Source organism: Nitrincola alkalilacustris, from assembly GCF_008973755.1.
GTDB classification, from domain to species: Bacteria; Pseudomonadota; Gammaproteobacteria; order Pseudomonadales; family Balneatricaceae; genus Nitrincola; species Nitrincola alkalilacustris.
Map to the genome: position 1 here is coordinate 159,769 of NZ_WBOM01000007.1, position 15,486 is coordinate 175,254.

Sequence of the window (15,486 nt, forward strand, 5' to 3'; positions counted from 1 at the left end):
GGCCTGAGTCGAGATCAGTTGATCTCACCGATACTGCGGAGGATCGTTCCGATTGACTCGACGGTTGCCTGATAGAGCACAGTGGAGTCGGCCGAATTCAGTGGCGTGATACCGGCATTGATACGGTTACTCATGGCGATTGCCGTGGGTGAGGCCAGCGCTTCCATGAAGCAGTCCTGCAGGTGCTCGATGGTCTCTTTAGGCACATCTCTGGTTGCGAAAACCATCAGCCAGGCAGGCAGGGATACCTCATATCCGGCTTCACGAAAGGTCGGTGTATCAGGCAGAACGGATGAACGCTCATCCGAGAAAACGCCGATGGCGGTCAGCTGGCCGGAAGCCACTTCAGCGGCGATGCTGGCCGGCAGTGTCATGCCGAGATCGAGGTGTCCGCCCATGATCAAGCTGCGGGTTTCACCGCCACCTGATGTCGGCACATGAATATTTTCTAGGCCGGTTTCAGCCTCAAACAGGATCAGCGGGAGGTGAACCAGTCCGAGCGGTGCAGCATGGCCAAAAGTGACGGTGCCAGGGTTGGCACGGGCTGCAGCCACCCAGTCCTCGATGCTCTGGATCGGATGATCGGGGCGCGTGTAGACAGTCGGCAGCCACTCAGTGAAGTTCATGACCGGTTGCCAGTCATCGTGGTTCCAGCTGACGCTGTCAACAAAACCAGATGTGACTACTGGACCGTAATCCGAGACCAGCAGAGTGTGACCATTGGCGGGTGCATTGCGGACGAAGTTGACTGCCTCAAGACCTGCCGCACCGGACATGCTGACGACGTCGATCCTTGGGCCGCAGAATTCAGGTGCGGTCGCTGACAGGACGCGGGCGGTGATATCGCTGCCGCCGCCCGGGCCGAAAGGAATGACCAGACGGATAGGATCATTGCCCAGTGGGCTGGCGCTGCCAATTGGTGACAGTGCCATCAGGGTCATTGCAATGGCGGCAGCCGGACCCTTGAGTTTGGATGTATTCAGTATCATGTTTGTCTCCCCTGTTATTGTTATTTTCTGCTGCCTGGCGGCAGTCTCGGCGAAAACGCAAGGTTGTAACCAAGATAGAGTATTCATCTTTCATACAATCAATGTATATTGTATAAAATATACAAAACAAAATAGTGCGTCAAGAAGATGGTGCAGAATGTCCTGAATGCATGATTGATGTGACTGCAGAATCCCAACTACATGGGTGCGGGAGGAGCGCTTGCTGGCAGCGGAGACTGGCTTGGGTGATAGTAGGAAGACATATGCAGACTGACATCTGCATATGCGCAGATATCAGTCGTGACAGAATGTAATCGCTGATCAGCTGTTCCGGATCAGCGGCATGGGATCAACTGTTGATGCTCGGCAACAGCGGCTTTTGCACCAGCTCGCTGAGGCGGCGGCTTTCCAGCAGTTCTATCGCGGCCTGGATATCCGGTGCGAAGAAGCGATCCTTATCGTAGTAGTCCACCTTCTCACGCAGCCACTGGCGCGCCTGTTCCAGCGGGGCTGTGGTTTTCATTCCATTGCGGAAGTCCAGACCCTGGCAGGCGGCGAGCCATTCGATCGCCAGCACGGCGCGCGTATTGTCGGCCATCTCCCACAGGCGCTTGCCCGCGGCAGGGGCCATGGAAACATGGTCTTCCTGGTTGGCAGACGTGGGCAGACTGTCGACGCTGTGCGGATGCGCGAGTGCCTTGTTTTCGCTGGCAAGGGCGGCTGCCGTGACCTGCGCGATCATGAAGCCGGAGTTGACCCCGCCATTTTCGACCAGAAAAGGTGGCAACTGCGACATGTGCTTGTCCATCATCAGCGAAATGCGACGCTCGGTCAGCGAGCCTATCTCGGCGATCGCCAGAGCGAGGTTATCCGCAGCCATGGCAACCGGTTCGGCATGGAAGTTACCGCCGGAGATGATGTCTCCCTCTTCCGCAAACACCAGTGGGTTGTCGGACACTGCGTTGGATTCCACCAGCAGCACCTCGGCAGCCTGGCGTATCTGCGTCAGACAGGCGCCCATCACCTGAGGCTGGCAGCGCAGTGAGTAGGGGTCCTGTACCTTGTCGCAGTGACTGTGTGAGTCGCTGATCTCGCTGCGCTCCTGTAGCAGGTGGCGATAGCCTGCAGCGGCATCTATCTGGCCCTGCTGTCCACGGATAGCGTGGATACGGGCATCAAAGGGGCTGCGCGAGCTGAGTGTGGCTTCGACGGTCAGTGAGCCGCACACGGTTGCTGCGGCGTACAGATCTTCAGCCTCAAACAGGCCACGCAGGGCATAGGCGGTGGACACCTGGGTGCCGTTCAGCAGTGCCAGACCCTCTTTCGGAGCCAGAGCCAGCGGCTCCAGACCTGCCACCAGCAGCGCTTCGCTGGCGCTGAGCCACTCACCACGATAGCGAGCCTTGCCTTCGCCGAGCAGTACGGCGCTCATATGTGCGAGCGGCGCCAGGTCGCCGGATGCACCGACAGAACCCTTCACCGGAATGCAGGGGTAGATCTCGGCATTGATCAGGGTGATCAGTGCATCGATCACCTTACGGCGAATGCCAGAGAAGCCACGTGCCAGGCTGTTGACCTTGAGCACCATGATCAGGCGCACCAGATCATCGGAGATGGCTGCACCGATACCGGTCGCGTGTGACAGCACCAGTGAGCGCTGCAGGCTTTCCAGATCCTCATGCTTGATCCGGGTCTGTGCCAGCAGGCCAAAGCCCGTGTTGATGCCGTATACGGTGCGATCTTCAGCAACCACCTGATTCACGCAGCTTACCGATGCCTCGATAGCCGTATTGGCGCTCGTTGGTATTTCAATGCTGACAGGGCTGCTGTACACCTGGCGCAGCTGCGCCAGGGTCATCTGTCCTGGTTGGATAACCAGCTTACTCATTTTGTTTCTCCTGTAGCGATCATCGGCAGATCCAGTCCATTCTCTCTGGCACAATCGATCGCGATATCATAACCCGCGTCGGCATGACGCATCACTCCTGTGCCGGGGTCATTGCGCAGTACGCGTCCCAGACGCGCATGAGCAGCATCGGTACCATCAGCCACGATCACGACACCTGAGTGCTGTGAGAAGCCCATGCCGACACCGCCGCCATGGTGCAGCGAAACCCAGGTGGCGCCGCCTGCAGTGTTCAGCAGGGCGTTCAGCAGCGGCCAGTCGGAGACAGCATCGGAGCCATCACGCATGCTTTCGGTTTCACGGTTGGGGCTGGCGACGGAGCCAGAATCCAGATGGTCACGACCGATTACAACCGGCGCTTTCAGCTCGCCGTTCTTCACCATCTCGTTGAACGCCTGACCCAGACGCACGCGATCCTTCAGACCGACCCAGCAGATACGCGCCGGCAGTCCCTGAAAGCTGATGCGCTCACGTGCCATATCCAGCCAGTTGTGCAGGTGTGGGTTGTCGGGGATCAGCTCCTTGACCTTGGCATCTGTCTTGTAGATATCTTCCGGATCACCCGACAGCGCCGCCCAGCGGAAGGGACCGATCCCCTGGCAGAAGAGCGGACGGATATAGGCCGGTACAAAGCCGGGGAAATCGAAGGCATTGCTGACACCCTCCTCCTTGGCCATCTGACGGATGTTGTTGCCATAGTCGAAGGTAGGAATGCCCTGCTGCTGGAACGCCAGCATCGCCTGCACATGCACAGCCATGGACTGTTTGGCCGCTTTGACCACGACTTCTGGCTCGGTTTTGCCGCGCGCCACATATTCGTCCCAGGTCCAGCCGGATGGCAGGTAGCCGTGCAGCGGATCGTGTGCGCTGGTCTGGTCGGTCACCATATCCGGGCGAATACCGCGGCGGACCAGCTCCGGCAGGATATCGGCAGCGTTACCGCACAGACCGATCGACACAGCCTTACACTCTTCGGTGTAACGCTTGATGCGTGCCAGGGCATCGTCGAGATCAGTGGCCTGCTCGTCCAGATAGCGGGTACGCAGGCGGAAATCGATGCTGGTCTGCTGGCATTCGATATTCAGTGAACAGGCACCGGCCAGTGTGGCGGCCAGAGGCTGTGCGCCGCCCATGCCACCCAAGCCAGCGGTCAGAATCCAGCGGCCTTTCAGGCTGCCGTCATAGTGCTGACGACCCGCTTCAACGAAGGTTTCGTAGGTACCCTGCACGATGCCCTGTGAGCCGATATAGATCCAGGAACCGGCCGTCATCTGGCCGTACATCATCAGACCCTTGCGATCCAGCTCGTTGAAATGCTCCCAGTTGGCCCAGTGCGGGACCAGGTTGGAGTTGGCGATCAGTACGCGTGGTGAGTCTGGATGGGTCTTGAACACGCCGACCGGCTTACCGGACTGCACCAGCAGGGTTTCATCGTTTTCCAGACGCTTGAGCACCTCAACGATCTTGTCAAAACACTGCCAGTCACGTGCGGCACGGCCGATACCACCATAGACCACGAGATCTTCCGGGCGCTCGGCGACATCCGGGTGCAGGTTGTTCATCAGCATGCGCATGGCCGCTTCTGTCAGCCAGTTCTTGCAGCTCAGCTCGCTGCCAGTGGGCGCTTTGATGACACGGCTTGGATCGTGGCGGTTACCGGTATGGATGGGGCTTGTTGCGGTCATGTCGTTATCCTCGTCTTTCTTATGTTCAGTCTTGTCCGGCAAGGGTTGTGGCCGGATAGGCAGTTGTTGCCAGAATAGCTAATGCCAGATAGTTGGCTGTTCAGGTTGCGTTTGAGTGGTGCTGTAGTCCGTTGAGCGAGTAGCCCTGGGTGATCTGATGAATCAGACGGGCACCCAGTCGGGCTGTATGTGAATCGGTATCGTAGGCCGGGTTGAGCTCGGCGAGATCGACCAGGCGCAGCTTGCCGCTGTTACGGATCATGATCAGCAGCGGCTCGATCACTTCAAGCGATACGCCTCGCGCGGCCGGAGCGCTGACACCGGGGGCTGTGGCCGCCGGGAATACATCCATATCGATCGTCAGATAGATCAGATCGCAGCTGCTGATAAAGTCATGCAGTGCCTGACGCAGGTCCGGCAGGTCGTTCTGTGTCATCTGCAGATCTTCACGCACCATCACTCGCAGCGATTCGGCACGCTGAAATAGCGCAGGCGTGTTGCTCATGCGGCTGACGCCCAGGCAGGCATAGATGAACGGCCATCCCAGGTCTTGGCTGCGTTGTGCAATCTGGCTGAAAGGCGTGCCGGAAGACGGGCGTTGGCTGTTATGGTCGCGCAGATCAAAATGGGCATCGAAATTGATGATGCCGACGCGCGGAGCATGTGCCATGGGCTGTCTGGCAAGATGCAGGGCCAGCCCGGACCAGCTACCGAACGCGATCTCATGACCACCTCCCAGTACCACCGGCAGGTGGCCCTGATCCAGCAGCTTGCCGACCGTTTCAGCCAGCTGTTGCTGCGCTGCTTCCAGCGCATCATCCAGGCAGACCACGGTACCGCACTCATACAGCGGTGCATCATGATGTACCGGCAGACTGGCCAGTGCACGACGCAGTGCAAGAGGGCCTTCGGCAGCTCCGGTGCGACCCTGATTGCGCCGCACGCCGGCATCGCTGGCAAATCCGAGCAGGGCAATGCCGGGAGAGTTGTCATGAGAGCTGTTGGAAGGAGCGCCGAGAGAGATCGGCTGAATCAGCTGATGCCAGCGCCGACTGTTGGCTTCGGGATCGACCCGACCGGTCCAGCTTGCCATCTGGGATTCTGCTCCCAGCCAATTGATCTGATCGGTCATCAGCTGATCTCCCCTTGAAATATACGTTGCTTGAGGCGGCCTGGCTGAATCGCATAGGCCAGTTCAGACGGGCTGTGGATATCCCAGACGCAGAAGTCAGCCTGGCGTCCGATGGCTAGTGTCCCGGCCTGTCCAGACAATCCAAGGGCGCGTGCCGCATGGCTGGTGACACCCTGAAGGGCCTCGGTAGGAGTCAGGCGAAACAGTGTGCAGGCCATATTCAACATCAGGCTGAGCTGAAAAATTGGCGACGAGCCAGGGTTGCCATCAGTGGCAAGCGCCATGGGCACCTGATATTGGCGCAGCAGATCGATCGGCGGCACACGCGTATCGCGCAGCGTATAAAAAGCGCCGGGAAGTAATGTGGCAACGGTACCGGAAGCGGCCATCGCCTTGATGCCGTCCTCATCCAGCCATTCGATATGATCCGCCGAAAGCGCCTGATAGCGCGCTGCCAGTGCAGAGCCGCCCAGATTGGAGAGCTGCTCGGCATGGGCTTTCACGCGCAGATCATGCTCCTGAGCTGCCTGAAAGACGCGTTCACACTGCGCGACACTGAAGCCGATCCCTTCGCAGAAGACATCCACCGCATCGGCCAGTTTTTCTGCTGCTGCCGCCGGGATGATCTCGTTGCAGATCAGATCGATATAGCCGTCTGCGTTGTCCTTGAACTCGGGCGGCAGCGCATGTGCCGCGAGCAGGGTTGTGACCACGTTGACAGGCTGCTCATCGCCCAGACGGCGGGCTACGCGCAGCATTTTCAACTCATCCTTAAGAGTCAGGCCATAGCCGGATTTGATCTCAACAGTTGTCACGCCATCCTGGATCAGCGCCTGCAGTCGGGGCAGTGCGGCCTGGTACAGCTCCTCTTCGCTGGACGCGCGGGTTGCACGCACGGTGCTGATGATGCCACCGTCACGACGGGCGATCTCTTCGTAGCTGACCCCTTCGAGTCGCTGTTCGAACTCATCGGCACGTGAGCCACCGAATATCAGATGGGTATGGCAATCGATCAGGCCTGGCGTAATCACCCCGCCACTATGGGTCGTTTCTGCATTCTCTATCAGTTCATCAGACAGCTCACTCATTGGGCAGAGCTGGACTATCTCATTGCCGACGACAAGCAGTGCCATCTTCTCGTCACTGGTTTGCCGACCATCAAACAGGATGGCATCACGCCACAGGCGGGTGGTGTCTTGTCTGTTGATCATGGCGTGCTCCGTTATGTTTGTATTTGTATATACATTTAACAATTTCAGGATCAATGTCAAGCCCTGCCCTGAAAAAAATTCGACCACTCAACATGTGATATTGCTTTTGGTCATGTGGTCATGAAGCGTAATTATAGTCCTGATCCCTTATCTATGCTAAGACTCACCGAATTCTTCATCTGTAGCTTGTGTGTGTTTTTTGTACAGGAAAGGTTGACAGGATTTTGTCTGTTAATGTATATACATTTATGAAGCCTGTAATCCGAAGCCTTTACCTGAAAACCTTAGCCCAACAAAAACAAACATGAGGTAACCGCCATGTCCGATCAGAATCATCTTTCCGAATCTGCTGTACCCGCGTCAGGGTCAGACTGGAAGCTGATCATGAAAATGCTGCTTCCCAGCCTGCTGGGTATCTTTATCTTTTTCGTACCTCTGACCATTAACGGTCGAACCACGATTCCGCTGGATCATATGGTCACGGGGCTGCGAACTCTGCTGGGGTCGGGCACGGCCTGGTATGCACTGGCGATGATTGTGGCTGGCGCCCTCTATCCGCTGATCACCGGTAAATGGAAAGAGAGCCTGACAGAGAAGATCTTCACCCTGCTCAAGCTGTTCGGTGTGCTGGCGGCAATCCTGGCGATCAGTGGTTGGGGGCCTGCCGTATTGCAGGCACCGAACATGCTGCCCTTCCTGTTCAATACGCTGGTGGTGTCGGTCGGGTTGATCGTTCCGCTGGGGGCGATATTTCTCGCTCTTCTGATCAGTTATGGTTTGCTGGAATTTGTCGGTGTGATGTGTCAGCCCTTCATGCGCCCGCTGTTCAGAACACCTGGCCGCTCGGCTATCGATGCCGTGGCATCCTTTGTCGGCAGCTACTCGATCGGCCTGCTGATCACCAACCGCGTTTATACCGCTCGGCAGTACTCCGCCAAGGAGGCCGCCATCATCGCGACCGGTTTCTCGACCGTTTCCGCCACCTTCATGCTGGTGGTGGCGCGCACGCTGGATCTGATGAGTATGTGGAACCTCTACTTCTGGCTGACGCTGCTGATCACCTTTATCGTCACGGCTATCACGGTACGCCTGCCACCACTGCGAGGTATGGATGATCAGTGTGAACGGGTTGACGATACTATCCCGGCGCGTGAGCGTATTCCGGCTGCCTGGAAGGCAGGGCTTGAGGCAGCGTCACGTGCGCCCTCATTGGCGCAGGGAGTGTTGTTGAATGTGCGTGAGGGTCTGATCATGGCGATCAGCATACTGCCCTCCATCATGTCGGTCGGCCTGATCGGTCTGCTGGTGGCGAATCACACCCCCTTCTTCGACTGGCTGGGGTTGATCTTCTATCCCTTTGTTGCGGTATGGGGCCTGCCTGAGGCGCTGGAGCTGTCGCGTGCAGCGGCTGCAGGACTGGCCGAGATGTTCCTGCCGGCGTTGCTGATGCGTGAGGCTGAGCTGGTGGCGCGCTTTGCAGCAGCGATCGTATCGGTATCGTCGATCCTGTTTTTCTCTGCGTCGATTCCCTGCATTCTGTCTACCAGCATCCCCCTGTCGGTACCCAGAATCCTGGCTGTCTGGTTTATCCGTGTGGCGCTGAGCCTGTTTCTGGCAGTGCCGGCAGCCTGGTTTGCCGTCTGGATGGCTGGCTGAGTCTTTAAACCACCATTATCATGACCACCGGCGTCAGTTCTGATTCCGGTGGTTTTGCTGGCGCCTGACGGAGGAGCGAAGCTTGTAGCGGTTACCCGGATGCAGCAGGCGTGCGTAGCTGATCAGGTGATCGCCGGACCAGGTGCGCCGGATCATGCTCAGGCAGGGCTGATTGATCTCGGTTTCGAGCCAGGAGGCCGACTGTGCATCCGGCAGCATCGCTTCCACGACATGCTCAAGGTCGGTGATCGGGCAGGCGGCTACCAGCACTTCGTTAGGTGTCTGGCGTGAAAAGTCCGTGTCCAGATAGTTTGGCACCCAGCGTGGATTGACATAGCGGTTCTCGAGCTGGATCGCGATGTCATTTTCGCGGTGCACGATGATGCTGTGAAACACCTTGCTGCCGACCCGAACACCCAACCTCAGGGCTATCTCATCATCGGCATTGAGCTCTTCGCACAACAGCACACGATTGCTGTAGAGGTGTCCGCGACTGCGAACCTCCTCAGCGATGTTGTTGATCTCGGACAGTGGCGACTCCGATTTCTGGTCGGTGACAAAAGTACCGAGCCCGGGCTGTCGCACCAGATAGCCCTCCTGTACCAGATCGCGTATCGCCTTGTTGGCGGTCATGCGGCTGACACCGAAGTCTCGGGCCAGCTGCTCCTCCGGCGGGATCTTGTGATGCACGGCAAAACGACCGGAGTGTATCTCCTCAAGCAGATATTGCTTGATCTGCAGAAAGCGTGGTTTCGGATTGTTCACATCGAGTCCAGAAAGTCATGAATGCACTGGTTGGGAGCCTGTCTGGCTTTCCCGCAGTAGATCAGTGCCAAGTCAGGCAGGCTACTAGAGTAAAGCCTGATGCAGGGTTTGTCATCCTGCATTGCAAGGGCAGTAAATTCTGTCTGCGGGAGTTGACGTCAGCCAGCTGTGCTAAACTCATCTGAGGGTAACCAATGACGCTGGACTCAGGGTTCATCAAGAGACCTTAATATGCTCAAACCAGCCGTAAAATCGTTTCTGTACATTCTGTGGATGCTGCTGATCCCACTGCCGCTCGTTGCTGATCATGATGAAGCGCTGCGCTTCCATGTTCCCGCTGCCGACTACCCACCCTATGTGATTATCGAAGGTGACAGTATCACCGGTCTGATGGTGGACCCCTTGCGCATCGCTGCCGAGCGTCTGGGGCTTGAGCTGTTGCTGATACCCTTGCCGACCAAGCGTGCTGATCTGATGCTGCAACAGCATGAGATTGATGTTCGCTTCAAATCACCAGACTGGGTTGCCGATCCGGAAAACTATCTGTGGAGTGATCCAATTCTGATCGCCGACGATATTCTGATTTACCGCCGCGATGCGGGTTTACAGATCAAGAGGGTTGAAGATCTCAGGGGTATGGTGGTTCTGGTCGGGCTGGGCTACCACTACCCGACTCTGCACGAGCTGTTTGATCAGGAGCAGGCCAGGCGAGTGGATTTTGCCTTTACGCGTGATATCCTGCCAGCCCTGCTTCGAGAGGATACTGAGGAGCCGCGCGTTGCGGTGCTGAATGCCGAAGTGGTGCGCTGGCTGATCAATGAAGACCCGCAGCTGGCGGATAAAGTCGAGTTGTCAGACTGGGTGGTTCACTCTTCTCCCCTTAAGTATCAGTTTGTTCTCTCTGCCCGCATGCAGGAGCTGGTACCGAAACTGAATGCCGAGCTGGCCAGGGTGTTGGCCGGGCAGTAGGTGCACACCTTTTCTCAGAACAGATCCTTGAACTTGTACCAGAGCATACCGGTGGCCAGCAGTGGTGAGCGCAGTCTGTCGCCGCCCGGAAAGGTCATATGTGGAACACGGGCAAACAGATTGAAGCGATCACGTTCGCCGCTGATCGCTTCGCCCACAACCTTCGCCGCCAGGTGGCTTGCATTCAGGCCGTGTCCGGCATATGCCTGGGCAAAATAGATTGATGGGCAATCCGGCAACTGGCCTATCTGTGGCAGTCGGTTCGCACCTATGCCAAGCATGCCGCCCCATTGGTAATCGATGCGCACATCGCCGAGTTGCGGAAACACCTTGCGGATATTCGGCTGCAGAGCAGAGGCAATATTCTTCGGGTCCTTACCCGTGTAGGTGCACAGCCCGCCGAACAGTAAGCGCTTGTCGGCAGTGATACGATAATAATCCAACTCGATGCGCAGATCTGCCACAGCCATATTGCGTGGCATCAGATTACGGCATACCTCGTCACCCAGCGGTTCTGTAACCACTATATAGCTGCCTGCCGGCAGTATCTTGCCACCCAGCCAGGGCTCAAGGCGTGAAGGCAGGTATCCATTTGCGGCCATCACCAACTGGTCACAGGTCACGCGACCAGAGGCAGTCATTACCTGAGGCCGATCACCCTTGATAACCTGGGTGACAGCTGAGTTTTCATACAGACGCGCACCGAGTGACTGGGCAACTGCCGCTTCACCCAGTACCAGATTAAGGGGGTGCAGATGACCACTGCCCTCGTCAATCATGCCGCCGAGATAAAAGTCAGAGTTGACCACCTCCTCCTTCAGGCCCGCCTTATCCACAAACTTCAGCGCATGCGGATAGTGCAGAGATTGCAGTTCCTCAAAATCCTCCTCCAGCGCTTTCATATGCCGCGGTCGCGTAGCCAGATCACTGTAGCCCAGCGTGAGGTCACAGGCGATATCATGATCGGCAATCCGCTGCTTGACGATCTCAAGCGCTTCAATGCCCATCAGCTTCAGTTGGTGGACACCTTCGTCACCGATCTGATGGCGAAACTGGTCCAGACCATGACCGATACCGCGGATCAGCTCGCCACCGTTTCTGCCGGATGCCCCCCAGCCGATCCGGTTGGCTTCCAGCAGAATAACGGAGTAGCCGCGTTGCGACAGCTCGATGGCGGTGTTGACGCCGGTGAATCCGCCGCCCAGTACACAGATATCGGCCTGGTGCTCACCCTTCAGTTCAGGAAACTCAAGGGCGCTGTTGCAGGTGGCGGCATACCAGGAGGGGGCATGCCGGTTGTTTGAAGGTGACATAAAGACTCTGTGCTTGTCAGTTAAACCGTGTGCAGGTACCAGAGGTACTCCAGATCGGAGATGGTATGCTCAAACTCATGTAACTCATTCTCCTTACAGGCGACGAAGATATTCAGAAAGTTCTCGCCCAGATATTCACGCATGACTTCAGAGCTTTCCAGATTACGCAAGGCATCGCGCAGGTTATTGACCAGCGATGGCTCATGCTGCTCATGCGCATTGCCCTCAGTAATGGGAGGCGGCTCAATCTTATGCGTGATGCCATAATGGATACCGGCAAGCAGAGCGGCCATCAGCAGATAGGGGTTGGCATCGGCACCTGCCACGCGATGCTCGATACGGACCGCTTCCGGGTCGCCACCCGGGATGCGCAGCGCAGTGGTACGGTTATCCAGTCCCCAGGTGGGTGCGCTGGATACGTAAAAGTCCGGGCTGAAACGGCGGTAGGAGTTGATGTTCGGGCACAGCAGGGCCATCGCGTCATTCATCGTGGCCAGCAGGCCGCCGACTGCCCAGCGCAGCATATCATTCGGCTGTTCGGGATCACCGGCAAAGATATTGTGACCCTTTTCATCCACCAGACTGATATGCAGGTGCATACCGCTACCTGACTGGTCGTGATAGGGCTTGGCCATGAAGGTGGTGTCCATCTCATGGTCATAGGCCATGTTCTTGATCAGGCGCTTGAGCAGTGTGGCGTGATCACAGGAGTACATCGGGTTGTCGACATGGTGCAGGTTGACCTCGAACTGGCCCGGTGCCGATTCTGCCACCAGTGCATCGGCCGGCAGGGACTGCTCATGCGCGGCATCGAGCACATCAGCCAGAAACTCGGCATATTCATCCAGATCATCAATCGAGTAGACCTGCACGCTTGCCGGACGCTTGCCTGAAATGGGTGATTTCGGCGGTTGTGGTCGGCCGCTGAGGTTCTCCTGATCGATCAGGTAAAACTCCAGCTCAAAAGCGGTGACAGGCGTCAGCCCCAGCTCATCGAAGCGACTGATCACACGCTGCAATACCACGCGTGGGTCGGCAAAGAAGGGCGTCTCTCGGTCCAGCTCGAACATGGTCATCAGCAGTTGGGCGGTAGGCCGTTTCTGCCAGGGTTCCATGGACAGCGTATCGGGTACGGGCATGCAGATGCGGTCTGCCTCACCGATATCCAGACCCAGTCCTGTCTCCTCTACCGTAGTGCCCTGAATATTAAGGGCAAAGATGGAGGCCGGCAGGGCTATGCCCTTTTCAAATACCTTGGTGAGAGCGGAGGGATCGACGCGCTTGCCACGTACGATACCGTTCATATCGGCGATCAACAGATCAACAAACTGAAGTTCGGGGTGTTCGCGAAGGAAAGCCTCTGCTTGTGATAAACCAGAGCTCATAGGGTAACCTTTTCGTTGTTTATATCAGGATGAGTAGATTCTATTACTCGTTAGCTGTCAATAAGGCTGAGATTACATCATAGGGTGTGTCAGCCTGCTTTATGTTTGAACAGTTTACAACTGAATGTTAAGTATTCCATAACAGAGATGGAAAATAAAAGCTTGCCATGTCCTGTGTGGCAGGCTAAAAATTGATGGCATGTCTCTTGAGTTTGCCGAGACGTTATATACCTTCCACCTATTAACAGAGTTATTAACCATGAACAGTCAGATGGCTGCTCAGCCACAACGCCCGATCATCGGCGTTAATGCCTGCAGTCAGCAGTTACCAGGTCAGCACCCTTTCTTCATAGTCGGTGAAAAATATGTCAGATCCGTTCTTCAGGGCGCAGGCGGGTTGCCCTGGGTGATCCCTGCACTGGGCGATGATCTGCCGATCGAGCAGTTGCTGGCGAACATCGACGGCTTACTGCTGACCGGCTCACCGTCGAATATTGAGCCTCACCATTATGCCGGTTCTCCCAGCGATCCGGGTACCGCTCATGACCCCAAACGTGATGCCACCAACCTGCCGCTGATCCGGGCGGCGCTGGATGCCGGAGTGCCTTTGCTGGGTATCTGTCGCGGCTTCCAGGAGATGAACGTTGCTCTGGGTGGAAGCCTTCACCAGAAACTGCATGAGGTTGGTCATTATATTGAACACCGTGAGAACAAGGATGACCCGATCGCGCGCCAGTATGGCCATCTGGCACATCGAGTTGAGATAGCGCCGGGAGGCCTGCTTTCCACTATCTGGCCGGAAGCGGATGCCGGGGTCAACTCAATCCATACGCAGGGTGTCGATCAACTGGCGCCGGGCCTGCGGGTCGAAGCCAGGGCGCCTGATGGGCTGGTGGAGGCCTTTTCCGTAACTGAGGCCAGTGCCTTCGCCCTGGCGGTTCAATGGCACCCGGAGTGGCAATGGCACCCGGGCGAAGGCGTGGATGACTTTCCTTTTTATCGTGCCATACTGGCCGCCTTTGGCGAAGCGTGTCGCGCCCGTCGTCAGCAGCGCTGCGTTAGTCTATGATAATGTTACAATAATTACCCTGTGAGTTGATTATGAAAGATCTTGAGAGTTGGTTGACCGAGAACAAGATCACTGAAATCGAGTGTGTTGTCAGTGACATCACCGGTATAGCCCGGGGCAAGATAAGCCCTGTGTCCAAATTCATCGCCGAGAAAGGGATGCGCCTGCCCGAAAGCATACTGCTGCAGACCGTTACCGGCGATTATGTTGAAGATGATATCTACTACTCCCTGCTTGATCCGGCCGATATCGACATGATCTGCCACCCGGACCCCTCCGCTATTTTCCTGATTCCCTGGGCGCTGGAGCCGACGGCACAGATCATCCATGAGTGCTATGACAAGATGGGTAACCCTATCGAACTCTCGGCACGTAATGTGTTGAAGCGGGTACTCAAGCTTTATGATGACAAGGGCTGGAAGCCGATCGTATCGCCGGAGATGGAGTTCTATCTGACCAAGCGTTGCGCTGATCCCGATCTACCTCTGCAACCGCCGATCGGCCGTTCAGGGCTGCAGGAAACAGGCCGTCAGTCTTTTTCCATTGATGCCGCCAACGAGTTTGATCCGCTGTTTGAGGATATGTACGACTGGTGCGAGCTGCAGGGTCTGGATATCGATACCCTGATCCATGAGGAAGGCACAGCCCAGATGGAGATCAACTTCCGTCATGGTGATCCACTGGAGCTGGCTGACCAGGTCTTTGTATTCAAGCGCACATTGCGCGAAGCGGCCCTGAAGCATGATGTCGCTGCGACCTTCATGGCCAAGCCGATCACCAATGAACCGGGCAGTGCAATGCATCTGCATCAGAGTGTTGTCGACAAAAAGACCGGCAAGACTATTTTCTCCAATGCTGATGGCACCATGAGCCAGCTCTTCCTGCACCACATTGGTGGCCTGCAGAAGTATATTCCGGAAGTGCTGCCACTGATGGCGCCGAATGTGAACTCTTTCCGCCGTTTCCTGCCCGATACCTCGGCGCCGGTGAATGTGGAGTGGGGCCTGGAGAACCGTACCTGCGGTCTGCGCGTACCGGATTCCGATCCGCAGAACCGCCGTATCGAGAACCGTCTGCCGGGCGCGGATGCCAACGCCTATATTGCGATAGCCGCCAGCCTGTTGTGTGGTTATATCGGCATGACACAGCAGATCAACCCATCGGCTCCGGTGCAGGGGCGTGCTTATCAGCGTCGTAATCTGCGTCTGCCTTTCACTCTGGAGAGTGCGCTGGAGAGGATGGAAAACTGCAAGGTGCTGGAAGAGTACCTGGGCAGCAAGTTCGTGCAGGGCTTTATCGCCGTGAAACGAGTGGAAAATGAGAATTTCAAGCAGGTGATCAGCTCTTGGGAGCGTGAATTCCTCCTGCTGTCGGTATAGGTATGAAAGGAAAGGGCGACCTTTCCT

At 56.8% G+C, this 15,486-nt stretch carries 12 protein-coding genes; 4 read left to right on the forward strand and 8 right to left on the reverse strand.

What is annotated here, in order from left to right; genetic code table 11:
• Positions 1 to 14 precede the first annotated feature (14 nt).
• The 5 genes from F7R27_RS14000 to hutI form a co-directional block, all read right to left on the reverse strand.
• On the reverse strand, positions 15 to 989 hold the full coding sequence (locus tag F7R27_RS14000; protein WP_151704888.1) for a Bug family tripartite tricarboxylate transporter substrate binding protein: 975 nt from the start codon (positions 987 to 989) through the stop codon (positions 15 to 17).
• A gap of 349 nt (positions 990 to 1,338) precedes the next feature.
• Complete coding sequence (hutH, locus tag F7R27_RS14005) at positions 1,339 to 2,877, reverse strand: histidine ammonia-lyase (protein WP_151704889.1); 1,539 nt, start codon at positions 2,875 to 2,877, stop codon at positions 1,339 to 1,341.
• Complete coding sequence (gene hutU, locus F7R27_RS14010) at positions 2,874 to 4,580, reverse strand: urocanate hydratase (protein ID WP_151704890.1); 1,707 nt, start codon at positions 4,578 to 4,580, stop codon at positions 2,874 to 2,876. Before hutU ends, hutH begins: the two co-directional genes overlap by 4 nt.
• Positions 4,581 to 4,680: 100 nt before the next feature.
• The gene (hutG, locus tag F7R27_RS14015) at positions 4,681 to 5,712 is read right to left on the reverse strand and encodes a formimidoylglutamase (protein WP_206060520.1); all 1,032 of its coding nucleotides are present in this window, start codon (positions 5,710 to 5,712) and stop codon (positions 4,681 to 4,683) included.
• Entirely contained in the window at positions 5,712 to 6,923 is a 1,212-nt protein-coding gene (gene hutI / locus F7R27_RS14020; RefSeq protein ID WP_151704891.1) for an imidazolonepropionase, read from the reverse strand. Before hutI ends, hutG begins: the two co-directional genes overlap by 1 nt.
• A gap of 318 nt (positions 6,924 to 7,241) precedes the next feature.
• Here hutI and F7R27_RS14025 point away from each other — a divergent pair, with 318 nt between their 5' ends.
• Positions 7,242 to 8,579, forward strand: coding sequence for a YjiH family protein (locus tag F7R27_RS14025; RefSeq protein ID WP_151704892.1), 1,338 nt, complete (start codon positions 7,242 to 7,244; stop codon positions 8,577 to 8,579).
• A 33-nt stretch (positions 8,580 to 8,612) separates the two neighbouring features.
• On the opposite strand, the gene hutC is transcribed toward F7R27_RS14025, so the two are convergent.
• Positions 8,613 to 9,344 (reverse strand): histidine utilization repressor, encoded by a 732-nt coding sequence (gene hutC, locus F7R27_RS14030; protein WP_151704893.1) that lies wholly within the window; start codon positions 9,342 to 9,344, stop codon positions 8,613 to 8,615.
• Positions 9,345 to 9,575: 231 nt separating this feature from the next.
• On the opposite strand from hutC, the gene F7R27_RS14035 reads away from it, so the two are divergent.
• Positions 9,576 to 10,313, forward strand: coding sequence for a substrate-binding periplasmic protein (locus F7R27_RS14035; protein ID WP_151704894.1), 738 nt, complete (start codon positions 9,576 to 9,578; stop codon positions 10,311 to 10,313).
• 14 nt (positions 10,314 to 10,327) lie between these two features.
• Here F7R27_RS14035 and F7R27_RS14040 read toward each other — a convergent pair whose 3' ends face one another.
• Positions 10,328 to 11,626 (reverse strand): NAD(P)/FAD-dependent oxidoreductase, encoded by a 1,299-nt coding sequence (locus tag F7R27_RS14040; protein ID WP_151704895.1) that lies wholly within the window; start codon positions 11,624 to 11,626, stop codon positions 10,328 to 10,330.
• Between the two features lie 20 nt (positions 11,627 to 11,646).
• Positions 11,647 to 13,011: a glutamine synthetase family protein gene (locus tag F7R27_RS14045; protein ID WP_151704896.1), complete on the reverse strand. Its 1,365-nt coding sequence runs from the start codon at positions 13,009 to 13,011 to the stop codon at positions 11,647 to 11,649.
• A 259-nt stretch (positions 13,012 to 13,270) separates the two neighbouring features.
• On the opposite strand from F7R27_RS14045, the gene F7R27_RS14050 reads away from it, so the two are divergent.
• Together F7R27_RS14050 and F7R27_RS14055 are read left to right on the forward strand one after the other, a co-directional pair.
• Positions 13,271 to 14,080, forward strand: coding sequence for a gamma-glutamyl-gamma-aminobutyrate hydrolase family protein (locus F7R27_RS14050; protein WP_206060521.1), 810 nt, complete (start codon positions 13,271 to 13,273; stop codon positions 14,078 to 14,080).
• 32 nt (positions 14,081 to 14,112) lie between these two features.
• On the forward strand, positions 14,113 to 15,459 hold the full coding sequence (locus F7R27_RS14055) for a glutamine synthetase family protein (protein ID WP_151704897.1): 1,347 nt from the start codon (positions 14,113 to 14,115) through the stop codon (positions 15,457 to 15,459).
• The last annotated feature ends 27 nt before the right edge of the window (positions 15,460 to 15,486 follow it).